The sequence below is a fragment of the Pseudomonas chlororaphis genome, assembly GCF_001921865.1.
In the GTDB taxonomy this organism is placed as follows: domain Bacteria; phylum Pseudomonadota; class Gammaproteobacteria; order Pseudomonadales; family Pseudomonadaceae; genus Aquipseudomonas; species Aquipseudomonas chlororaphis_D.
On the sequence record NZ_MSCT01000019.1, the window covers coordinates 458,350 to 480,307 of the forward strand.

General features: G+C 63.6%; 23 protein-coding genes. 8 read left to right on the forward strand and 15 right to left on the reverse strand.

The genetic code is table 11. From position 1 onward, the window contains the following. Window position 1: 1 nt before the first annotated feature. The 3 genes from BTN82_RS22325 to BTN82_RS22335 form a co-directional block, all read right to left on the reverse strand. Window positions 2–523: a sigma-70 family RNA polymerase sigma factor gene (locus tag BTN82_RS22325; protein WP_075121253.1), complete on the reverse strand. Its 522-nt coding sequence runs from the start codon at window positions 521–523 to the stop codon at window positions 2–4. Window positions 524–733: 210 nt separating this feature from the next. Further along, a complete protein-coding gene (locus BTN82_RS22330) occupies window positions 734–1,525 on the reverse strand; it encodes a phosphate/phosphite/phosphonate ABC transporter substrate-binding protein (protein WP_075121254.1) in 792 nt (263 codons plus the stop codon). 23 nt (window positions 1,526–1,548) lie between these two features. Then, window positions 1,549–2,493 (reverse strand): fatty acid desaturase, encoded by a 945-nt coding sequence (locus BTN82_RS22335; protein WP_075121255.1) that lies wholly within the window; start codon window positions 2,491–2,493, stop codon window positions 1,549–1,551. A gap of 362 nt (window positions 2,494–2,855) precedes the next feature. Here BTN82_RS22335 and BTN82_RS22340 point away from each other — a divergent pair, with 362 nt between their 5' ends. Both BTN82_RS22340 and BTN82_RS22345 read left to right on the forward strand, forming a co-directional pair. Next, window positions 2,856–3,293, forward strand: a complete 438-nt coding sequence (locus BTN82_RS22340) for a GNAT family N-acetyltransferase (protein WP_075121256.1) — start codon at window positions 2,856–2,858, stop codon at window positions 3,291–3,293. Between the two features lie 60 nt (window positions 3,294–3,353). Continuing rightward, window positions 3,354–4,172 (forward strand): class I SAM-dependent methyltransferase, encoded by an 819-nt coding sequence (locus BTN82_RS22345; RefSeq protein WP_075121257.1) that lies wholly within the window; start codon window positions 3,354–3,356, stop codon window positions 4,170–4,172. Window positions 4,173–4,217: 45 nt separating this feature from the next. Here the strand turns inward: BTN82_RS22345 and def are convergent, their stop codons facing one another. The 3 genes from def to BTN82_RS22360 form a co-directional block, all read right to left on the reverse strand. After that, on the reverse strand, window positions 4,218–4,757 hold the full coding sequence (def, locus tag BTN82_RS22350; protein ID WP_075121258.1) for a peptide deformylase: 540 nt from the start codon (window positions 4,755–4,757) through the stop codon (window positions 4,218–4,220). 2 nt (window positions 4,758–4,759) lie between these two features. Further along, window positions 4,760–5,707 carry a YihY/virulence factor BrkB family protein gene (locus tag BTN82_RS22355; RefSeq protein ID WP_075121259.1) on the reverse strand — a complete coding sequence of 316 codons (948 nt, stop codon included), beginning with the start codon at window positions 5,705–5,707 and terminating at the stop codon, window positions 4,760–4,762. Window positions 5,708–5,878: 171 nt separating this feature from the next. Then, window positions 5,879–6,070, reverse strand: coding sequence for a CsbD family protein (locus tag BTN82_RS22360; RefSeq protein WP_075121260.1), 192 nt, complete (start codon window positions 6,068–6,070; stop codon window positions 5,879–5,881). Between the two features lie 211 nt (window positions 6,071–6,281). Between BTN82_RS22360 and BTN82_RS22365 the strand changes: the two genes are divergently transcribed. Continuing rightward, entirely contained in the window at window positions 6,282–6,659 is a 378-nt protein-coding gene (locus BTN82_RS22365) for a hypothetical protein (protein ID WP_075121261.1), read from the forward strand. A gap of 183 nt (window positions 6,660–6,842) precedes the next feature. On the opposite strand, the gene fadD1 is transcribed toward BTN82_RS22365, so the two are convergent. Together fadD1 and fadD2 are read right to left on the reverse strand one after the other, a co-directional pair. Next, window positions 6,843–8,531 (reverse strand): long-chain-fatty-acid--CoA ligase FadD1, encoded by a 1,689-nt coding sequence (gene fadD1, locus BTN82_RS22370; protein ID WP_075121262.1) that lies wholly within the window; start codon window positions 8,529–8,531, stop codon window positions 6,843–6,845. A gap of 374 nt (window positions 8,532–8,905) precedes the next feature. After that, window positions 8,906–10,594 carry a long-chain-fatty-acid--CoA ligase FadD2 gene (gene fadD2, locus BTN82_RS22375; protein WP_075121263.1) on the reverse strand — a complete coding sequence of 563 codons (1,689 nt, stop codon included), beginning with the start codon at window positions 10,592–10,594 and terminating at the stop codon, window positions 8,906–8,908. Between the two features lie 210 nt (window positions 10,595–10,804). Here fadD2 and BTN82_RS22380 point away from each other — a divergent pair, with 210 nt between their 5' ends. Then, the gene (locus tag BTN82_RS22380; protein ID WP_075121264.1) at window positions 10,805–11,749 is read left to right on the forward strand and encodes an alpha/beta hydrolase; all 945 of its coding nucleotides are present in this window, start codon (window positions 10,805–10,807) and stop codon (window positions 11,747–11,749) included. Between the two features lie 50 nt (window positions 11,750–11,799). After that, on the forward strand, window positions 11,800–12,270 hold the full coding sequence (locus tag BTN82_RS22385) for a MaoC family dehydratase (protein ID WP_044464608.1): 471 nt from the start codon (window positions 11,800–11,802) through the stop codon (window positions 12,268–12,270). Window positions 12,271–12,410: 140 nt separating this feature from the next. Here the strand turns inward: BTN82_RS22385 and BTN82_RS22390 are convergent, their stop codons facing one another. The 4 genes from BTN82_RS22390 to BTN82_RS22405 all read right to left on the reverse strand — a co-directional run bounded on the left by BTN82_RS22390 (window position 12,411) and on the right by BTN82_RS22405 (window position 16,091). Continuing rightward, a complete protein-coding gene (locus BTN82_RS22390) occupies window positions 12,411–13,274 on the reverse strand; it encodes an HlyD family secretion protein (RefSeq protein WP_075121265.1) in 864 nt (287 codons plus the stop codon). Between the two features lie 10 nt (window positions 13,275–13,284). Further along, window positions 13,285–13,491: a DUF1656 domain-containing protein gene (locus BTN82_RS22395; RefSeq protein WP_023966774.1), complete on the reverse strand. Its 207-nt coding sequence runs from the start codon at window positions 13,489–13,491 to the stop codon at window positions 13,285–13,287. Beyond that, a complete protein-coding gene (locus BTN82_RS22400; RefSeq protein ID WP_075121381.1) occupies window positions 13,478–15,466 on the reverse strand; it encodes an FUSC family protein in 1,989 nt (662 codons plus the stop codon). The genes BTN82_RS22395 and BTN82_RS22400 overlap by 14 nt, the downstream gene beginning before the upstream one ends. A gap of 157 nt (window positions 15,467–15,623) precedes the next feature. After that, on the reverse strand, window positions 15,624–16,091 hold the full coding sequence (locus tag BTN82_RS22405) for a ferritin-like domain-containing protein (protein WP_075121266.1): 468 nt from the start codon (window positions 16,089–16,091) through the stop codon (window positions 15,624–15,626). A gap of 203 nt (window positions 16,092–16,294) precedes the next feature. On the opposite strand from BTN82_RS22405, the gene BTN82_RS22410 reads away from it, so the two are divergent. Together BTN82_RS22410 and BTN82_RS22415 are read left to right on the forward strand one after the other, a co-directional pair. After that, window positions 16,295–16,531, forward strand: a complete 237-nt coding sequence (locus BTN82_RS22410) for a DUF3820 family protein (protein ID WP_075121267.1) — start codon at window positions 16,295–16,297, stop codon at window positions 16,529–16,531. 57 nt (window positions 16,532–16,588) lie between these two features. Continuing rightward, a complete protein-coding gene (locus tag BTN82_RS22415; RefSeq protein WP_075121268.1) occupies window positions 16,589–17,773 on the forward strand; it encodes an aminotransferase class V-fold PLP-dependent enzyme in 1,185 nt (394 codons plus the stop codon). Window positions 17,774–17,985: 212 nt separating this feature from the next. Here the strand turns inward: BTN82_RS22415 and BTN82_RS22420 are convergent, their stop codons facing one another. Genes BTN82_RS22420 through zwf form a run of 3 tightly spaced genes read right to left on the reverse strand, consistent with a single transcriptional unit; the run spans window position 17,986 to window position 20,838 of the window. Then, window positions 17,986–18,651, reverse strand: a complete 666-nt coding sequence (locus tag BTN82_RS22420) for a bifunctional 4-hydroxy-2-oxoglutarate aldolase/2-dehydro-3-deoxy-phosphogluconate aldolase (RefSeq protein ID WP_075121269.1) — start codon at window positions 18,649–18,651, stop codon at window positions 17,986–17,988. Window positions 18,652–18,668: 17 nt separating this feature from the next. After that, window positions 18,669–19,382: a 6-phosphogluconolactonase gene (pgl, locus tag BTN82_RS22425; protein WP_075121270.1), complete on the reverse strand. Its 714-nt coding sequence runs from the start codon at window positions 19,380–19,382 to the stop codon at window positions 18,669–18,671. Beyond that, entirely contained in the window at window positions 19,369–20,838 is a 1,470-nt protein-coding gene (zwf, locus tag BTN82_RS22430; RefSeq protein ID WP_075121271.1) for a glucose-6-phosphate dehydrogenase, read from the reverse strand. Before zwf ends, pgl begins: the two co-directional genes overlap by 14 nt. Window positions 20,839–21,047: 209 nt before the next feature. Here zwf and BTN82_RS22435 point away from each other — a divergent pair, with 209 nt between their 5' ends. After that, entirely contained in the window at window positions 21,048–21,908 is an 861-nt protein-coding gene (locus BTN82_RS22435; RefSeq protein WP_186828436.1) for a MurR/RpiR family transcriptional regulator, read from the forward strand. The last annotated feature ends 50 nt before the right edge of the window (window positions 21,909–21,958 follow it).

Here is a 21,958-nt window from a genome sequence, read left to right on the forward strand (position 1 = left end):
CTCAGTCCAGGCTCAGGCGCAGGCAACGTTGGGCGGCGCGGGTCATGTAGTCGCTGACCGAACGTTGCGAGATGCCCAGTTGTTCGGCGATCTGCGGGTAGGTCAGGCCGTTGACCTGGGACAGCAGGAAGGTGGCCTTGACCTTGGCCGGCAGGCCGTCGAGCAGGCGGTCGATGGCTTCCAGCGCCTCGAGCATCTGCGCCAGGTCCTGGGGCGACGGCAGCACGGCGTCGGCCTCGTGCTGCACGGCATCGAGGTAGGCCCGCTCCAGGTCGCGGCGGCGCCACAGCTGGTATGTCAGGCGTTGCGAAATGGTGGTCAGCAGCGCCCGCGGCTGGCGGATCGGCAACACCTGCGGCCGGCTCAGCAACTGGACGAAGGTATCGGCGGCAATGTCTTCGGCGCTGGCGCCAGCATCCGAGGAGTAATGCAGGTGGTAGCGAAGGCGGTTGCACAGCCAGTCGTAATGACTGCGGAACAGGCCGCCCACATAGTCGCTGTGAGTCGTGTCGGCGCCGGACATAGTGGCTCCAATGAAGAAGGTTGCGCGGTATGTCCGGTGTTCCGGTGCGGCGATCCTAGCAAGGAAGGCTTATTTCTTAATAATATTTAAAATTCATTTTTATAGAATTTTTAAGAATAAATGATCGGCAGCGCCGGATACATTTTTCGCGAGCAAGCCCGCTCCTACAAGGTATGGGCAGACCTGCAGGAGCGAGCGTGCTCGCGATGATCAACGCAGGCGGGCGTACCCCAGTTCCTCGGCCTCGCGCCGATAGTCGAGCAGAACCTGGTAGTCCGCTTCGGCCGCCGGCAACACCTCGCGCAGGCCCAGGGTCTGGGCCACCGCGGGCAAGGCCGCCAGCGCCTCGTTCATCGCCGCACGAATCCGTTCGCCCTGCTCATCGCCCAGGCCGGCCACGCCGATATAGGGCAGGGTCGGGCTAAAGGCGCTGCGGGCGACGATGCGCAAACCGGCCACCTCCTCTTCGGCGTAGCGGGCCAGGTAGGCGAAGGTCACGCTGTCGATGGCCGCGAGGTCGGCCTGCCCTTGTCGTAACCAGCGCAGGCTTTCCCGGTGGCTGCCGCTGATGCCGAGGCTGGCGAAAAACCGCCCGTCGCGCTGCAACGGCGCCAGGCGCTGGCGCAGCAGGTTCATGCCGCTGTTGGAGTCCTCGCCGTTGATCACCCCGCGGCTGCCTTGCAACGCCTGCAAGGTGCGGCGCGGGTCGTCGGCGCGGCTCAGGAGCAGACTGCAATGATTGCCCGCACTGCTGTCCGGCAATTCATAACGCGGCCGACCGATGACCCTAACTTTGCCGCGCAAGGCGGTCATCAGCGGGTAACCGCAGGTCTGGGTCAACAGCAGGCGCGGCGATAACCACAGCGCGGTCAGGTCCAGCGCCCGGGCGTCGAGCCGGGTCTGGCCGAGGCGTTGCAGGATTGCCGCCAGCCACTGCTCGTTGGCCTGGCGCACCGGCTCGGGGGCGACGTACATCAAGAGTTCGGCGTAACAAGCGGTCATGGTTCGGTGCTCTTCGGGCGCGGTTACAAGGCAAAGGGGTGCTCGGGGCTGTCGATCGGCTTGAGGCCGTGGCGTCGCAGCAACTCGCCGTAGCCCTGCACCACGAAACCGCCGCTGCGCGCCTGCCATTGTTCGCGGCGCTGGCGATAGGCCCGCGGCAGGTAATACCACGGTAACCCCGGCAAGTCATGGTGCACCAGGTGCAGATTGAGGTGCAGGAACAGCCAGCTCCAGGGCCACGCCGCTTCGTTGAGCACCGTACGTTGCTCCGCCCGGGCATGGGGACGGTGCTCGTAATAGGAACGCAGCATCGCCACCGACAGCGCCGGCACGCTCACCAGCAACAGGTAATGCCAGACCGGTAGCACGCTGTAGCGGGCAACGAACAGCAGCATCAGCAAGGTCAGCGCGCCGTGGGTCAACCACATCAACCACGCCTGGCGTTGCCCCTGGCGCAAGCGCAAGGCTTCTTCCCGTGCCAACGCCAGCAGGGCCAGGGGCGCGCCGAGCAACAGGCGCCCCAGCACGGTCTTGTTCAGCCAGTGCAGGCCCCGCGCGAACACCGAGCGGCTGCGCCATTGCCCCTGGCCCAGGTAACGGCTCTCCGGGTCGCGCCCGGGCAGGGTCAGATCTTCGTCGCGGTGATGCTGCAAATGGCTGTCGCGATACAGGGTGTAGGGGTACCAGACGGCGAACGGCGCATAGCCCAGCAACTTGTTCAGCCACAACCAGCGCGTGGGGTGGCCATGCAGCAACTCGTGTTGCACCGACAGCCACAGCACCAGGATCGGTATCAGCAGCAAGGTACTCGGCCACAGCCCCAGCAGCGGGCTGGCCAGCATCACGGCGAACCAGCCGGCGCTGGTGCCGACCAGCAACAGCCAGGTAGGCCATTCGGTGCGGGCGGTCAGGGTCTGGTGCAGGGTGGCGATTTCCTCGCGGTGCAGCGGGTCGAAATAATAGGCCATGGCGCGACTCGGAACAGGGGGCGGGCCGAGGGCGAACCCCGGCGTCTTGCTGTTCTGTGCAACGAGGCGCGGCAATCTTGCAGATCGATGGGTTATGAGGTTAGAAGCAAAAACAAGGAAGCCCGCGGGGCGGGCTTCGTGACAGGGTCAATGACCGAAAATATTGTGTTCGGCCTTCTTCGCGCGCTTCTCCGCACGCTTCTCGACAGCGGTTCGCGTCGGTTTCTTCTTCGCGGCTTTCTTCGACTCCACGCCTTTCATGATGCACGCTCCACACACAGGGGACGGTTCATCAGGTATACACCTATCCCGCGCCCTGCGTGCCTTTATCATTCACCGCCTTGAGCCTGGCCGCCAACCCCATGCCCGATACCGAATACCTGCTGCTTGCCGACAGCCTGCGACCGCTGCTGAACAAGTTCTACCGCGCTCACCATTCGCCGATGCGCGCCTCCGGCGAGGGGCATTCGTGGGTGGCCAGGCGCGGCGCGATCGTCGCCGGCCTGAGCCTCACCCCCGTAGCCCACGGGCATTGGCTGACCGGCCTGTTCGTCGACCCGACGCAGCGCGGCCAGGGGATTGCCGCCGGGCTGGTCGAACAGGCGCGGGGCCCCTTGACCGGGCCGGTGTGGCTGTTCTGTCACCCGGATTTGCAAGCCCTGTACGAACGCATGGGGTTCGCCGCGACCACCGCCCTGCCCCAGGCCCTGACGGATCGCCTGGCCCGCTACCGTCGCAGCAAGCGCCTGATCGCCATGGGCATAGATCCATTGGTTAGGTCGACCTTCGATAATGTGTGATCGCGGCCCCGGGGCTGCGTGCTAGGGTCGCACCCACACCGCCTCCCTTCAGGACGATCCATGAAACCGACCCTTCTGGCTTTACTCTTGGGCGCCCTGTCGCTGCCCGCCCTGGCCCCGGCCGCCGACGCGACGATTTCCCCCCGGCAATACGCCAAGGTCCTGACCGGCGACTGGCGAGCGCCGCAGAACAGCGCCCGCGACCGCTATCGCCATCCGCAGCAGACCTTGCAGTTCTTCGGCCTCAAGGCCGACCAGAAGCTGATCGAAATCACCCCCGGCGGCGGCTGGTACAGCGAGGTCCTGGCGCCGTTGCTCAAGGACCGCGGGCAGTACGTCGCCGCCCTCCAGGCCCCGGCCAGCGGCGAGTATTTCCAGAAATCGGCGGACAGCCTGAAACAGAAATTCAGCGCCGACCCGACCCGCTACGCCAAGGCCGGCTTCGTCGAGTTCGACCCCAAGACGCCGGTGCTCGGCCCGGCCGGTTCGGCGGACGCCGTGCTGACGTTTCGCAACGTGCACAACTGGGTGCTGGCCGACACCGCGCCCGCCATGTTCGAGGCGTTCTTCAAGGTGCTCAAACCGGGCGGCGTGCTGGGCGTGGTGGACCATCGCGCCAGGGACGGCGCGTCCCTGGAAGACATCAAGCACAGCGGCTACCTGACCACTGCCTATGTGGTGCAACTGGCGACCGACGCCGGGTTCGTGCTGGACGGGCAGAGCGAGATCAACGCCAACCCGAAAGACACCAAGGACTATGCGCAAGGCGTCTGGACCTTGCCGCCGGCGCTCAAGCTGGGCGAGCAGGACAAGGCGAAATACCTGGCGATCGGCGAGTCGGACCGGATGACGCTGCGCTTCGTCAAACCGGCGAAATGAATGCGCAGTGCCGTAGCCCGTACCCGGGCTGCGGCCCTTTTTCCATCAGTCGTCGGCGTTGGGATCGAGGTCGGGGAACATCACCTCGGTGAACCCGAACTTGCTGAAGTCGCTGATCCGCGACGGGTACAGGCGACCGATCAGGTGGTCGCATTCGTGCTGCACCACCCGCGCATGGAAGCCCGAGGCCACCCGCACGAGCGGCTCGCCCCTGGGGTCGACGCCTTCGTAGCGGATGTGCTGGTAACGCTCCACCGCGCCGCGCAAGCCCGGCACCGACAGGCAGCCTTCCCAGCCCTCTTCCAGCACCGGGCTCAAGGGGGTGATCAGCGGGTTGATCAGGATCGTCTGCGGCACGGCCTCGGCTTGCGGGTAACGCTCGCTGTGCTCGAAACCGAAAATCACCAGTTGCAGGTCGACGCCGATCTGCGGCGCGGCCAGGCCGACCCCGCCGACGCTTTCCATGGTCTGGAACATGTCGTCGATCAATTGCCACAGCTCGGGGCTGTCGAGCATGTCGGCCGGTACCGGCGGGGCGATGCGCAGCAGGCGCGGGTCGCCCATCTTGAGGATTTCACGGATCATCTTCAGGCTTCGTCAGTGGTCGGCTTGAGCGAGTGGTCCCGGCCCAGTCCCGACACGTGTTGTTTGGACTCGTCGTGCTCGCCGGCGACCCGCTCCCCCGGGTTCTTGCCTTCGCTCGACATGTGCTCGATCACCGCATTCATTTCCGCCCCCAGCAACAGCACCGCCGAGGAAATATAGAAGTACAGCAACAGGACGATGATCGCGCCGATACTGCCATACATGGCGTTGTAGTTGGCAAAGGTCTTCACATAGAAAGCGAAGCCCAGCGAGGCGACGATCCACACCACCACCGCTAGCACCGAACCCGGGGTGATGAAGCGGAACTCCTGTTTCACGTCGGGCATCACGTAGTAGATCAGGGCCACGGCGACCATCATCAAAATCACGATCACCGGCCAGCGCAGGATGGTCCAGACGGTGACGATGAAATCCTCCAGGCCGACCTGCGCCGCGATCCAGCCCATCACCTGCGGCCCGAGCACCATCAGCGCGGCCGCCGCCAGCAGCATGCCGGCGATGCCGATGGTGTAGAAAATCGACAGCGGGAAACGCTTCCACAGCGGGCGTTTTTCCACCACGTCGTAGGCGGCGTTCATTGCGCTCATCATCAGCCGCACGCCGGCCGAAGCGGTGTACAGCGCAATCACGATACCCACCGACAGCAGGCCGCCCTTGGACTGCTGCAACTGGTCGATCACCGGGTTGACCTGTTCCAGGGCCTGGGGCGGCAGCACCAGTTCCGATTGCAGGCGCAGCCAGGAGAAGAAGTCCGGCAGGTGCAGGAAACCGATCAGGGCGATCAGGAACAGGATGAAGGGGAACAGCGAGAACAGCATCTGATAGGCCAGCGCCGAGGCGTAGGTCGACATCTCGTCGTCGATGAATTCGGTGACGGTGCGCACCAGCACACGGTGCAGGGGCTGGCCTTTCAAATCGGGAAAAATCATAGCGTCTCCTTTCGCCGCAATGTTCGTAGTCGGTGGCGACTCAGGGGCCGTTTTCTACAACAAACTAGCCTAGTTTGGCGACTTTGAACCTTTTCGTCTCGTTTGGTGCCCTGACCGACATGAAAACGGCCATCCGCGGATGGCCGTCGTGCTGCGTTGCGAGCGAACGAATCAAGCCTTGTCGATGGTGTTCTTCACCGCGTCCTTGACCTTGCCGACGGCTTGCTGCGCTTCGCCTTTCTTTTCCTGGATCTTGCCTTCGGTTTCCAGGCGGGTGTTGTCGGTGGCCTTGCCGATCCCCTGCTTGATGTTGCCGATGGCCTCGTTGGCCAGGCCTTTTGCCTTGTCCGCTGTGCTGCCCATGGTATTTCTCCGTAGAACATTCGAGGGTTTGGGGTCTTACCCAGAAGTGGACCCAAGGCCCGCGCGCGGAGTTTCAATTATTTGCCGGGGGGCATTTCATCGCCTTATTTGCCCGGCGCACGCAGGTTGCGCTTTATGTTTGCCCGCCAACCCCTGAGAATACGCAACGTATTCAGGCCCCGCGCTGAAGATCCACACCCGTAGGAATGTTATGAAACTCGATAAAAAGCAGGCCATCGCCCGCCGCAACCAGGAACTGGGCGGCGCGGTGCTGGGCGTCAACAACTGCCACTTCGCAGAGCTGAGCCGCAGCCGGAATATCTGGTGGTTCGATCTGCCGGTCACCCGCCTGGCCATCGGTCAGTACGAATGGATCCACCTGCTGCTGCACACCCCGAGCACCGACCAGTTGCTGCACCTGAAGGTACCGACGGTGTTCCTGCGGGAAAAACTCGAAGGCCTGGTGGTACGCAACGAAGGCAAGCGCAAGGCCGCCCTGAGCCTGGAACTGAGCGCCGACAAGGACTCGTTCCTCAAGGACGTGCGCCCCGCCGGCACCGGCGTGAACTTCGCGCAGTTCCAGCAGTAAGCCGCCACCTGTATGTAGGAGCGAGCTTGCTCGCGATCGCGGTATAACCGTCAACGACCGGGCCGAATCCGGAAACGTATCGCGAGCGAGCTCGCTCCTACAGGGCAGCACACAGCCAGGATTGCAGTGCGAACACCCAATAAAAAGCCCCGCATGTGCGGGGCTTTTTGTTTGCCTGGCGTGTTACTTCTTCACGCCCAGCTTCTTCAGCTCTTCGTCGCGCAACTCGCGACGCAGGATCTTGCCGACGTTGGTGGTCGGCAGCGCATCGCGGAACTCGACGGCCTTGGGCACCTTGTAGCCGGTGACATTGGCGCGCATATGCTCCATCACCTGCTCCTTGGTCAGGGTCACCCCTGGCTTGGCGACGATGAAGATCTTGATCGACTCGCCCGACTTCTCGTCCGGCACGCCGATGGCCGCGCACTGCAATACGCCCGGCAGGGCCGCCAGCACGTCTTCCAGCTCGTTCGGGTACACGTTGAAACCGGAGACCAGGATCATGTCCTTCTTGCGGTCGACGATACGGATGTAGCCGTTGGGCTGGATCAGCGCGATATCGCCGGTCTTCAACCAGCCGTCGCTCATCACTTCGTCGGTGGCGTCCTGGCGCTGCCAGTAGCCCTTCATGACCTGAGGACCCTTGACGCACAGCTCGCCGATCTCGCCCAGCGGCAGCTCGACGCCCGCATCGTCGACGATCCGGCACAGGGTCGACGGCACCGGAATGCCGATAGTGCCGATCTGGATGTTCTGGATCGGGTTGACGGTGGCCACCGGGCTGGTTTCGGTCATGCCGTAACCTTCGCAGATCGGGCAACCGGTCACCTCTTTCCAGCGTTCGGCGGCCGCCAGTTGCAGCGCCATGCCGCCGGACAAGGTGACTTTCAGCGCCGAGAAATCCAGCTTGCGGAACGCTTCGTTGTTGCACAGGGCGACGAACAGGGTGTTGAGGCCGACGAAACCGCTGAACTTCCACTTCGACAGTTCCTTGACCATCGCCGGCAGGTCGCGCGGGTTGCTGATCAGGATGTTGTGGTTGCCGATCAGCATCATCGCCATGCAATGAAAGGTGAAGGCATAGATGTGGTACAGCGGCAGCGGCGTGATCAGGATCTCGCAACCTTCATTGAGGTTGGAGCCCATCAGCGCCTTGCACTGCAGCATGTTCGAGACCAGGTTGCGATGGGTCAGCATCGCGCCCTTGGCCACGCCGGTGGTGCCGCCGGTGTATTGCAGCACGGCCACGTCGCTGCCGGCCGGGCTCGCGTCCTTGACCGGCTGGCCGTGGCCCTTGCTCAGTACGTCGTTGAACTTGACGGCCTTGGGCAGGTGATAGGCCGGCACCATCTTCTTCACGTACTTGATGACGCTGTTGATCAGCAGGCGCTTGAGCGGCGGCAGCAGGTCCGCCACTTCGGTGACGATCACGTGCTTGACGCCGGTCTTGGGCACCACGGCTTCGGCCAGGTGCGCCATGTTGGCCAGGCAGACCAGCGCCTTGGCGCCGGAGTCGTTGAATTGGTGTTCCATCTCCCGCGCGGTGTACAGCGGGTTGGTGTTGACCACGATCAGCCCGGCGCGGATGGCGCCGAATACCGCGACCGGGTATTGCAGGACGTTGGGCAGTTGCACGGCGATTCGATCGCCGGGCTGCAAATCGGTATGCTGTTGCAGATACGCGGCGAAAGCACCGGACAATTCGTACAGCTCACCGTAGGTGAGTGTCTTGCCGAGGTTGCTAAAGGCCGGTTTGTTGGCAAAGCGTTGGCAGGACTGCTTCAACACCGCCTGAATGTTCGGATACTCGTCTGGATTGATGTCGGCAGCAATCCCAGCTGGGTACTTATCCTTCCAAAAGTCTTCGATCATGGAAGCCCACTCCTCAGCAACGCGAATTCGTCAGCGCATTTGATGCGATTATTATTGGTGTGTGTTTTTGTGGTGAGTCTGGCTGTTTAGATCGGCCGAGAAGTCACAAAGCGCGCCGAGAGTAGCAGCTTTGCAAAAGGCCGCCTAGGGCCAAAATCGGCCCAAACAGTCACTTCCGTGACTCAAGAATATTCAATGGTCATTTTTAGAGCAAAAATTCTATAACCTGGAATTACGCTCTGGAATAGGCCTTTCAAACCTTCCAAACGCATCGCGAGCAAGCTCGCTCCTACAGGGATGGTGCATTACCTGTAGGAGCGAGCTTGCTCGCGATAACCGCGCCACGGCGCGTCGTTGTTACAAACAGTGATACATCAGGCGATGTCGCGCAGCTCCCGACGCAGGATCTTGCCTACCGGTGTCATCGGCAACGACTCACGCAACACGATGTGTTTCGGCACCTTGTAGCCGGTAAAGTTTTCCTTGCAGTAGGCCTTCAGCTCTTCAAGGCTGACCCCCGACTCGCGAGCCACCACGAACAACTTCACCGCCTCCCCGGAACGCTCGTCCGGCACGCCGATCACCGCGCAGTTGGCGACCTTCGGATGAGCCATCACCACGTCCTCGATCTCGTTGGGGTACACGTTGAAACCCGAGACGATGATCATGTCTTTCTTGCGGTCGACGATCCGCACGAAACCGTCCGGGTCGATCACCGCGATATCGCCGGACTTGAACCAGCCCTCGGAGTCCAGCACCTCGTCGGTGGCCTCAGGCTTCTGCCAGTAGCCCTTCATGATCTGCGGGCCCTTGATGCACAGCTCGCCGCGCTCGCCCAACGGTTGCTCGACGCCCGCGTCATCGATGACCTTGAGGGTGGTGCCCGGCACCGGCAGCCCGACCGAGCCCAGCCGCGACTGATCGCCGTAGGGGTTGGTACAGGCCACGGGCGAGGTTTCGGTCAGGCCGTAGCCTTCAGTAATGCGGCAACCGGTCAGTTGCGTCCAGCGCTCGGCGGTGGCCTTGACCAGCGCCGTGCCCCCCGAGTTGGTGAGCTTGAGGTTGGAGAAATCCAGGGTCTTGAACTCGGCATGGTCCATCAGCGCGACGAACAGCGTGTTCAGCCCCAGCAGCGCCGAGAAGCGCCACTTCTTCAACTCCTTGATGAAACCGCCGATGTCCCGCGGGTTGGTGATCAGCACGTTGTGGTTGCCGGTGACCATCATGCACATGCAGTTCGCGGTGAAGGCATAGATGTGGTACAGCGGCAGCGGCGCGATCATCACTTCCTGGCCTTCGCGCAGCAGCGGATGGCCGTCCGGGCCCAACTGGCCGAGGCAGGCGCGGGCCTGCTGCATGTTGGCCACCAGATTACCGTGGGTCAGCATCGCGCCCTTGGCCAGCCCCGTGGTGCCGCCGGTGTATTGCAGCACGGCGATATCGCCCAGGCTGGCGTTCAGCGGCTTGATCGGCTGGCCGCGGCCCAGGCGCAGCACGCTCTTGAAGGAAATGGCCTGGGGCAGGCGATAGGCCGGCACCATCTTCTTGACCTTGTCGACCAGGGTGTTGACCAACCAACCCTTGGCGGACGGCATCAGGTCGCCCATCTTCGCCTCGATCAGGTACTGGATCCCGGTGTCGGGCAGCACTTCCTCGACCTTCTGCCCGAACAGGTTCATGTACACCAGGGCCCGCGCGCCGGAGTCCTTGAACTGGTGGCGCATTTCCCGGACGGTGTACAGCGGGTTGGTATTGACCACGATCAGCCCGGCGCGCAGGGCGCCGAATACGGCAATCGGGTAATGCAGGACGTTGGGCATCTGCACGGCAATGCGGTCGCCCGGCACCAGGTCGGTGCTGCTTTGCAGATAACCGGCGAAGGCGGCGCTGTAGCGCTCAAGTTCGGCATAGGTCATGGTCACGCCCATGTTGCTGAACGCCGGGCGGTCGGCGAATTTCTTGCAGGAACGCTCGAACACCTCGATCACCGATTTATAGGCGCTCAGGTCGATATCGACGGGCACTCCGGCCGGGCGTTTGTCATTCCAGAAATCAGGCTGCATTGTTCTTGTCCTCTTTACCTGAGCTGTCCGGGCCGCTTCTATGACGTTGCGAAAGCGGGGCTTTGCGGACGTTAGCAGCTATGGCGAATTGGGCAAATACGGGCGAGCGCGTCATTGATAGTGTGAATCTTGCCGCCATGGCGCGCACGGATCGGACGGGGCCGCGGTGATGAGCTATACAATGCAACGACCCCGTGCAAAGGAATCGCCATGATCCACCATTCTTTCTGGCTGACCGCGAGCGACCACAGCCAGCTCTACGTCAACCGGTGGCTCCCGGATACCACGCTCAAGGCGGTGGTCCTGCTGGCCCATGGCATGGCCGAGCACAGCGGCCGCTACGCCAGGCTGGCGACGGCGCTATGCGAAGACGGCTACGGCGTCTACGCGCTGGACCAGCGCGGTCACGGCAAGACCGCCGAGCGCGGCGTGCTCGGGCATTTCGCCGACGACGACGGCTGGTGCAAGGTGGTCGGCGACCTGGCCAGCCTCAACCAGCACATCGGCCAGCAGCACCCGGCAACGCCGATCGTGCTGCTGGGCCACAGCATGGGCAGCTACATCGCCCAGGCCTACCTGCTGCACCACAGCGCCAGCCTCGACGGGGCGATTCTCAGCGGCTCGAATTTCCAGCCGGTGGCGCTGTACCGCGCCGCTCGCCAGATCGCCCGTTTCGAACGCTGGCGCCAGGGCGCCCGGGGGCGCAGCGCGTTGATCGAATGGCTGTCCTTCGGCTCGTTCAACAAAGCCTTCAAGCCCACCCGCACGGCATTCGACTGGCTCAGCCGCGACCCCGAGGAAGTCGACAAGTACGTTCGCGACCCGCTCTGCGGCTTTCGCTGCAGCAACCAGCTGTGGATCGACCTGCTGGGCGGCCTGCAGCAAATCAGCAAAACCGCCAACCTGGCGCAGATCGATCCGGGCCTGCCGTTGCTGGTGATGGGCGGAGAATGTGATCCGGTGAGCCAGGGCGTGCGTCTCAAGGATCTGGCCGGCGCTCTGCGCGAGGCCGGCAGCCGCTGCCTGCAACTGACGATCTACCCGCAGGCGCGGCACGAATTGTTCAACGAAAGCAACCGCGACCAGGTGACGGCCGATGTACTGGCCTGGCTCGACCAGGCCTTGCAGCATCGCCGGCCGCCGAAAACCGAATGACCCTGCTCCCGCAGTATGTGCATCCACTTTCAGCTCAGGACTCAAGCGACATGACCCAGGTTACCAACACCCCGTACGAAGCCCTCGAAGTCGGTCAGACCGCCAGCTACAGCAAGCACGTGGAAGAGCGCGACATCCAGCTGTTCGCCGCCATGTCCGGCGACCACAACCCGGTGCACCTGGACGCCGAGTTCGCCGCCGCCAGCATGTTCAAGGAGCGCATCGCCCACGGCATGTTCAGCGGCGCGCTGATCAGCGCCGCGGTGGCCTGCGAACTGCCTGGCCCGGGCACCATCTACATCGGCCAGCAGATGAGCTTCCAGAAGCCGGTGAAGATCGGCGACACCCTGACCGTGCGCCTGGAAATCCTCGAGAAACTGCCGAAGTTCCGCGTGCGTATCGCCACCCGCGTGTTCAACCAGCGCGACGAACTGGTGGTGGACGGCGAAGCGGAAATCCTCGCCCCGCGCAAACAACAGACCGTGACCCTGCCGACCTTGCCGGCCATCAGCATCGGCTGAGGTTCTCTGTAATCCTGTAGCCGCTGCCGAGCTCTAGCGAGGCTGCGATAGGACCGCAGGTCCTCCTGCGGCCTCAAGACCCTGCGCCCCCTTCGGGGTCGATCGCAGCCTCGCAAGCTCGGCAGCGGCTACAGACGCCATCACTGGCTCCCCTCCTCCACCTGCACGCTCGCCGTCATCCCGGCGCTCAGGTTGACCCCTTCAGGCACCTTGTCGAGCTGGATCCGCACCGGAATCCGCTGCGCCAGGCGCACCCAGTTGAACGTCGGCTCGACCTCGGCCAGCAATTGCCCGTCCGGCGTGGCGTTGCGATCGGTGATGCCGCGGCTGATGCTTTGCACATGCCCCTGCAAGGCTTCGCCGGCGCTCATCAGCCAGACCTTGACCGGGTCGCCGACCTTGATCCGCGGCAGTTTGGTTTCTTCGAAATAGGCCTGCACGTAGAAGGTCGAATCGTCGATCAGCGCCATCACCGATTGCCCGGCATTCACGTAGTTGCCCTCGGCCAGGCGCAAGTTGGTGATGTGCCCGCTGCGCGGCGCAAGGACCTGGCTGCGCGCCAGGTTGAGTTCGGCGACCTTGGCGTCGGCCTGGGCCTGGCGCAGCTCGCCGCGGGCGACCCCGGCGTTGATCTGGGCATTCTCCCGCAGCTCGGCGCTGATCGCCTGCGGGCCGAGGCTGGCCCGGCGGCTGGCTTCGCGCTCCTTCAAGTTGAGTTGCTGCTGGCGGGTCTGCACCACCGCCTGGGCCTTTTCCAGGGCTGCCTCGAAACGGTCGCGGTCGATGCTCAGCAGCAGATCGCCGGCCTTCACCGCCTGGTTGTCCTGGGCCTTGAGCTCGCGCACCCAGCCCGACACATCGGGGGCGACTATCACCACGTCGGCGCGAATCCGCGCATCCCGGGTCCAGGGCGTGAGCATGTAGTACTGCCACAGATGAAAACCGGCGAACAATGCCGCAGCCACCAGGCACAGGGTAAAAGCGATACGTACGAAGGCACGCATGAACGACTCCTTATAAAGGTCCGAGTACGACAGTGACCAACGTCAGCACGCAGACGTACAAGGCCACATCGAACAGTGCTTCGTGCCAGATCCAGCGTCCCAGCGGCGTTGCCCGCAACAGCATGCGCAACGCCCCGGTCAACACCAGCGCCAGCACCACATAAATCAGAAACGGGCTGAGCAACACTCCGCCCAGCGACCACTCACGCAGCCCCATGGTTTTCCTCCTGCTGCCGGCACCAGGCGCGCCAGCTCTTGTGCAACTGCACCACCGCGCCGCGGGCCAGTTTCAAGGCGTCGCTGGGCGGATGGTGTTCCAGACTCTGGAGAAAGGCCGTGCTGGATTCGGCCAGCGCATCGTCGCGCCCCGCGCCCGGCCCGCGCTGCAACACCTTCTCCAACTGCTCCAGATAACGCCGCTGCGCGGCATCCGCCGGTATCTGCGCCACCGCCAGGCTCAGGCGCAGGTGCATCAGCTCGTCGCCGATATCCAGGCCCAGCAGGCCGTCGTCCCAGCGGCTGCGCGCCTGCTCCGGCAATTCCGGGTAATGCCGCGCCAGTTGCAGCAGGCGGTCGGCCATGCGCCCGCCGAACCAGCTTTCCGCGCCGCGCAGGTTGCGCCGGGTCAGGCGCACCAGATCCTGCAGGGTCGCCGCCAGCAGGCGCCGTCCGTGCCAGGCCGGGTCGCGCAGGATCAGCAGGTGGAACGCCAGCACCGCGGCGCCCACGCCCAGCACCATCGCCTGGGCGCTGTTGAAGAAGTTCGCCACGTCGAACGTCATCTGGTTCTGCGGCGAAATCAGCACCACGAAGTGCAGGCAGAACGAGGTAGCCGTGGCGCCGATCTGCGGCTTGGCCATGCCCAGCGCGCCAAAAAACAGCGGCACGCCCATGGCCATCGCCAGCAGGGCGAAGCTGCTCCACTGCGGCAACAGGATCTGCCCGACCACGAAGGCCACCGGGACCGCGAGAAAAATCCCGCGCAGGAAACTCATGCCGATCTGCGCACCGTTTTCCCGGCTGGCGAACAGGCCGCACACCACGCAGGTCAGCAGCATCGCCCCCGAAGCCGCCGGCCATGCCGTGGCCAACCAGAAACAGGCCACGGTGAGGAACGCCAGGGCACTGCGCGCGCCGAACAGCAGCGCCAGCGACAAGTCGCGATGGGGAGCCAGGGTCGCCGGTTGCTCGACCGACGCCTTGCCCTCCTCCACCGCCTGCAACGCCGCGGCGGCGGCCAGGGCGGTGTCCAGCAACAGGGCGAAACGGGCCAGGCAATAGCTTTGCGCGGAGCTGAAGGCCGGGTCGTGGGACGCCTCCAGCAATTGCGGCCGCAACGCCTGCAAGGTCGGCGTGTCCTGGGCCGCCAGCGCCTGCTGGACCTGCTCCATCCAGGGCGACAGTTGTTGCGCTTCCTCCGGGTCCAACTGCTTCCACTGCCGGCGTACCGAGCGGGAAACGCGCAGCAGCATCAGCAACTTCTGGCTCAGGCCGCTGATTGCCCGCGCCCGCTGCCGCCCCAGCGGCCCCTCGAACCAGGCATGTTCGCGCTGGGAGTCCACGGCGACGATGCGCCCGAGGATTTCCAGCAGGCCCTTGCGCGCCAGGGCATCGCCGGCCAGGGTCGCGCGCGCCGCCTGCATCCCGCTTTGCCAGGCGCTGCGGGCCTGCGCGGTCAACTGCCGCTCGACCCGCATCGGCCAGAGCAAGGCGCTGCTGGCGGTGGCGCAGATGATGCCGAGGGAAATCTCCGTACAGCGCGCCACGGCCTGGTCGAAGATCGACAACGGGTGGCTGATGGCCGGCAAGGCGATGATCGCCACGGTGTAGCCGGCCAGCACGAACGAATAGGACCAGGCGCTGCGCAACAGGGTCGAACTGGCGGTACACAGCCCCAGCCACGCCGCCAGGGCCAGCAGGAACAGCCACGGGGTCTGAGCGAACAGCCCCATGAACAGCACCGACATGCAGGTGCCCACCAGCGTCCCCACGAGGCGCGCCAGGCCCTTTTGCAGGACCATCCCGGACAACGGCTGGGCGACGATGATCGCCGTCATCAGCGCCCAGGCCGGCTGCTCCAACCCCCAGCGCATGGCCAGCCACAACGCCAGCCCGGCACCGAGCACGGTCTTGGTCGCGAACTGCACGGCGGCAAGATTGGGGGCGAACAGCGCCTGGAAGGTGATACGCACGGAAGGCAACCCTGGGAAGACAAAATAACGATAGATGCAATAGTGCAAGATTAGATCGGCAAATTATTAGCTAGCTAACTATCATTCGTCCAGCATTAAATTGCAGGCACAAAAAAACGCCAGGCAAGCTGGCGTCTTTTTTTAGCGGTCCGAGCCGTTACGAACGGGCACGAGCCTGGTTGCGCAGGGCTTTGACCTGATCGTGGTTGCGCTGCACGCCATGGTACTGGCGCTCCACCAGATCGCGGATGCCCACCAGGTTGTGCTTGCTGATTTTTTCCAGCGCGTCCCGGTAGGCCTTCAGCGCATGGTCTTCGCCGCGCTCGGCTTCGTTGAGCACCGCCTCTTCATCCTTGCCGGTCACCAACGACTTGAGGTCGACCCAACGGCGGTGCAGGTCGCCGCTGACACTGGTGGAGGTTTGCGGATCGCCACCCATTGAACGCACGCTGGCCTGCAATTCGGCCGCGGCCGTGGCGCAATCGGTGGAACGCTTGACGAACAACGCCTTGAGCTCCGGCTGCTGGATGTCTTGCGCGCAGGTCTTGAACCCCTCCTGACCGTCCTTGCTGGTTTCGATCAGGTCGTTGAGGACCGAAATGGCTTCTTTGTTGATGTCAGTCATTTTTCAATTCCTTCCAGGTTGAGGGAGTCGCTATAGGTGTTGCACCCCGCATGCCAGACCCGGATTGAAATTTTCATATTGATTTTCAACAAGTTAGCTTTTTGGCACGTTTCTGTATCCGCGTTATTTGCATGATCTGTCATTTGGCCTGCATGCAGAATGCCTGTATTTTCCAGGCTGTTCGTCCCCCTGGTAGACACCCCATGAATCCTGAAAAGCTCGAATTGCTGGTCACCCGCCAAATGCCTTACGGCAAGTACAAAGGGCGCATTCTCGCCGACCTGCCCGGGCCCTACCTGAACTGGTTCGCCCGCGAAGGTTTCCCCCATGGCGAGCTGGGCGGCCTGTTGGCGCTGATGCAAGAGATCGATCACAACGGCCTTGCCGACCTGCTCGACCCACTGCGCGCCAAGCACGGCAAACCCAAACCTCGTCATTGATCGATGTGGCGCTCGCCTCGTCATCGCCATCCCAAAAAATCGAACTGAGACGCCCCCATGCCACGGATTGCCCAACTCGCCCGCGACGAAGATTACTGGCGCGAAATTGCCCGACGCTATGACGTCGAACCCGGGCCGATCAACCTGGAAAACGGCTATTTCGGACGCATGAGCCGCGCAGTGGTCGATGAGTACCAGCGGCAGATCGCCTTCGTGAACCGCAGCAACTCGGTGCATGTGCGCCAGCATTTCGATCGCTCCGGCAGCTTGCAGATTCGCCAGCAATTGGCCGAGCTGCTCGGTGTCGACAGCCAGGCGCTCGCCCTCACCCGCAGCGCCGCGGAAGCCCTGCAATCGCTGATCCGTAACTACAACCGCCTCGAACCAGGCGACCAGGTGCTGTTCAGCGACCTGGATTACAGCAGCGTCCAGGGCGCCATGCGCTGGCTGGCTCGTTACCGCGGGGTCGAGGTGATAGAGATCGAGCATGCCCACCCGGCCAGCTTCGACAGCCTGCTGGCCAGCTATCGCCAGGCCTTCGCGCGCTACCCTCGCCTGAAGCTGATGGCCCTGACCCACGTCACCCATCGCACCGGGCTGGTGCTGCCGGTCCAGGCCATCGCCCGCGAGGCCCGCGAGCGCGGTATCGATGTCGTCCTCGACGGCGCCCACGCCCTGGCCCAGGTGGATTTCGACCTCAAGGAACTGGGCGTGGCGTTCGCCGGCTACAACCTGCAGAAATGGATGGGCGCGCCATTGAGCCTGGGGTTTGCCTACATCGACCCGCAACGCCTGGCCGATATCGACCCGGACATGGGCGAAGACCATTACCCCGCGGACGATATCCGCTCGCGGGCGCCCTACGGCACGCCGAATATCCCGGCCTGGCTGACCCTGCCCCGGGTGTTCGAGGAGCACCGTGAGATGGGGGGCGCGGCTCTCAAGGGCGCACGCCTGAATTACCTGCGCGACCTGTGGGTGAGCCAGGTGCGCGACCTGCCCGGCATCGAAGTGCTGACCCCGGACGATCCGCGGCTGTACTGCGGCATCACCTCGTTTCGCTTCACCCGCCACGCCGACCAGCAGACCATGGTCGAGCGGCTGCTCAGGGAGTACGACCTGTTCACCGTGGTGCGCAGCGGTTCGAGTTGCGGGCCCTGCATCCGCGTCACGCCGGGCTTCACCACCCCGGCCACGGATATCCAGCGGCTGGTCGAGGCGCTGAAACAGTTGAGCCGCTGAGAGCTTCCAACAGACCCTCCCATCGCGTCACCCGACCTGACGTCATCGCGAGCAAGCTCGCTCCTACAAAGGACCGCGCTGATCCTGTAGGAACGAGCGTGCTCGCGATAAGCCCTCCCAGAGCCCGTCCATTTTTCTCCAGGCAAAAAAAACGGTGCGCCGACCAAGCGCACCGTAAAGCCGTAGAACACACCAACGAATTTGCTAAAGAATCAGTCCAGCAGCGCCAGGGCCTCGGCCGTGCACTCCTGGATGCGCGCCCAGTCGCCGTTCTTCACCCACTCGGGGTCGAGCATCCAGCTGCCGCCCACGCACATCACGTTCTTCAACGCCATGTAGCTCTTGATATTGGCCGGGCCGACACCGCCGGTCGGGCAGAATTTAACTTCGCCGAACGGGCCGCCCAATGCCTTGATCGCGGCCACGCCACCGCTGACTTCCGCCGGGAACAGCTTGAAGCGGCGATAACCCAGGCTATAACCCTCCATGATCCCGGAGGCGTTGCTGATCCCCGGCAACAGCGGGATCGGGCTCTCGACGCTGGCTTCCAGCAAGTCGCGGGTAATCCCCGGGGTGACGATGAACTGCGAACCGGCGGCTTCGGCGGCGGCCAGCATCTGCCGGTCGAGCACGGTACCGGCGCCGGTCAGCAGCTCCGGGCGCTGCTCGCGCAGGATCTGGATGGCCTTGAGGCCGAACTGCGAGCGCAAGGTCACTTCAAGAGCGGTCAGGCCACCGGCGGCCAGGGCGTCCGCCAGGGGCAGCACATCCTGTTCGCGAGCGATGGTGATCACCGGCAGGATCCGCGCCTTGGCGCAGAGGCTGTCGATCAGGGCAACTTTATCCGCCATGGAAACGGTCGGTTGTGGGTTTGTCATAGCGGCTGATCCTTGGCTCATGGGCACCAGTAAATCTCTAACGGAGGTTGCAGGAAGGCACGAATCGGCATCGCGGCGACATCGTCACCGGCCAGTGCGGCACTTAGGGTGGTCAACTTGGATTGACCGGAAATCGACAGCACGCTGAACGCGGCCGAAGCCAGCAGCGCGCGGCTCATGCTCAGGCGCTGATGCGGTACGCTCGGCGCCAGCATCGGCCAGCAACGACGCTGGCCATCGGCTTGCAGGGCCTCGCTCAGGTTCGGGCTGTTGGGGAACAGCGACGCGGTATGCCCGTCGTCGCCCATGCCGAGGATCAGCACGTCGATGCCCGACAGCTCGGCCAACAGGCGGTCGGCCTGAAGCGCCGCCTCTTCGAGGTTCGCCGCGGCGCTGTAGAGGCTGAGGAACGTGGCCTTGGCCGCCGGGCCTTGCAGCAGGTAGCGCTTGAGCAGGCCAGCGTTGCTGTCAGCGTGTTCGACCGGCACCCAGCGCTCGTCCGCCAGGGTCACCAGGACCTTGGACCAGTCCAGTGGCTGCTTGGCCAGGTGCTGGAAAAACGCCACCGGGCTACGCCCGCCGGACACCACCAGGGTGGCCTCGCCGCGCGCCTGGAGCGCCTGGCTCAGTTGCCCCGCCACCTTCAGCGCCAGGCCTTCGGCCAGCAACGTCGGGCTGCGGAATTCGTGGGCGTGCACGCCCTCGGGCAGTTTCAATTCAGATATCGCCATACCATGACCTCCCGTCCCGCGTGATCAGTGCGATCGAACTCATCGGCCCCCACGACCCGGCCGCGTACGGCTTGGGCGCGTCGCCGGATTTCTTCCAGCCGGCAATCAGCTGGTCGCACCACTTCCACGCGGCTTCGATTTCATCTTTGCGGACAAACAGGTTCTGATTGCCGCGCATCACTTCCAGCAACAACCGCTCGTAGGCGTCGGGAATCCGCGCGCTGCGATAGGTATCGGAAAAATTCAGCTGCAACGGACCGCTGCGCAGTTGCATGCCCTTGTCCAGGCCCTGTTCCTTGGTCATCACGCGCAGGGAAATACCTTCGTCCGGTTGCAGGCGGATGATCAGCTTGTTGCTGATCTGCAAGCGCTGCTCGGGGGCGAAGATGTAGTGCGACGGTTCCTTGAAGTGGATGACGATCTGCGACAGCTTCTCCGGCATGCGCTTGCCGGTGCGCAGGTAGAACGGCACCCCGGCCCAGCGCCAGTTGCGGATGTCGGCACGCAGCGCGACGAAGGTCTCGGTGTCGCTCTGGGTGTTGGAATTCTCTTCCTCCAGGTACCCCGGCACCGCCTTGCCTTCGCTGTGCCCGGCGATGTACTGGCCGCGCACCACCTGGGTGGTCAGGCCTTCCGGGCTGATCGGCGCGAGGGCCTTGAGCACCTTGACCTTCTCGTCGCGGATGCTGTCGGCCGAAAGATCGGCCGGCGGGTCCATGGCGATCAGGCAGAGCAGTTGCAGCAGGTGGTTCTGGATCATGTCCCGCAGTTGGCCGGCCTTGTCGAAATAGCCCCAGCGACCTTCGATGCCGACCTTCTCGGCCACGGTGATTTCCACGTGGGAAATGTAGTTCTGGTTCCACTGGGTCTCGAACAGGCTGTTGGCGAAACGCAGGGCGATCAGGTTCTGCACCGTCTCCTTGCCCAGGTAGTGGTCGATGCGATAGATGCGGTTTTCCGGGAAGAACTGCGCCACCGCGTCGTTGACCTTGCGCGACGACTCCAGGTCCGAGCCGATGGGCTTTTCCAGGACCACACGGGTGTTGTCGGTCATGCCGGCCTTCGACAGGTTCTCGCAGATGGCGCCGTACACCGCCGCCGGCGTGGCGAAATAGGCGATCAGCCGTTGCTCGCGCCCGGCCAGTTCGGCCAGGGCCAGGTAATCGTCGGCCTTGAGGAAATCCACGTGCAGATAGAGCAGGCGCGCCAGGAAGCGCTCCAGCACCGCGGCATCGATGTCCTTGGCCCCTACATATTTGCGCAATTCGGCTTCAATGAACGCCAGGTGCTGCTGTTCGCTGCCCGGTTCGCGGGCCAGGGCGAGGATGCGCGTGTCGTCGTGCAGCAGGCCGGCGCCATCGAGTTGGTACAAGGCAGGGAACAATTTGCGAAGCGCCAGATCGCCCAGCGCGCCAAACAAGGCAAAGGTGCAGGGTTCAACCGTTATCGAAGGCATGATGTTTGTTCTTTTATCAAGTTAAGCTACAAATACCTTTTTTCAAGGCATCACTCAAGGGAAAATGTAGTAATAACTACAACATTTTTGCAAAATACAGATTCGAAGTGGTGGTCCGTCGGAGCCATCAGTAGGATAGGCCACCGCCAAAGACCGGTTAAGACCGGCTTCCTTTGCATTGTCGACCCAGGAAAACCTTAATGGACCGCGTGCGAAATCTTCTGGAACAGATCCAGAATCGCCTTGAAGAATTGAACAAGGCCGAACGTAAAGTCGCCGAAGTCATCCTGCTCAACCCGCAGCAGGCGACCCGCTTCAGCATCGCCGCGCTTGCCCAGGCCGCCTCGGTCAGCGAGCCGACGGTCAACCGTTTCTGCCGCTCGTTCGGCGTCAGCGGCTACCCGGAACTCAAACTGCAACTGGCCCAGAGCCTGGCCAGCGGCGCGGCCTACGTCAGCCGCGCGGTGGAAGCCGACGATAACCCCGAAGCCTACACCCAGAAGATCTTCGGCAGCGCCATCGCGTCCCTCGACAGCGCCTGCCAGGCGCTGGACCCGAACCTGATCAGCCGCGCCGTCGACCTGTTGATCCAGGCCCGGCAGATCCACTTCTTCGGCCTTGGCGCCTCGGCCCCGGTGGCCCTCGACGCCCAGCACAAGTTCTTCCGCTTCAACCTGGCGGTCACCGCCCACGCCGATGTGCTGATGCAACGGATGATCGCCTCGGTGGCCCATACCGGCGAGCTGTTCGTGATCATTTCCTATACCGGGCGCACCCGCGAGCTGGTGGAAGTGGCGCGCATCGCCCGGGAAAACGGTGCCTCGGTGCTCGGCCTGACCGCCGCCGGTTCGCCACTGGCCAAGGCCAGCACCCTGAGCCTGAACATCCCGCTGCCGGAAGACACCGACATCTACATGCCGATGACCTCGCGGATCATCCAGCTCACCGTGCTCGACGTCCTCGCCACCGGCATGACCCTGCGCCGCGGCGTGGACTTCCAGCCGCACCTGCGCAAGATCAAGGAAAGCCTCAACGCCAGCCGCTACCCGGTGGGCGACGAGTTCAACTGAATCGCGAGCAAGCTCGCTCCTACAGTCCCCCATTGAACCTGTAGGAGCGC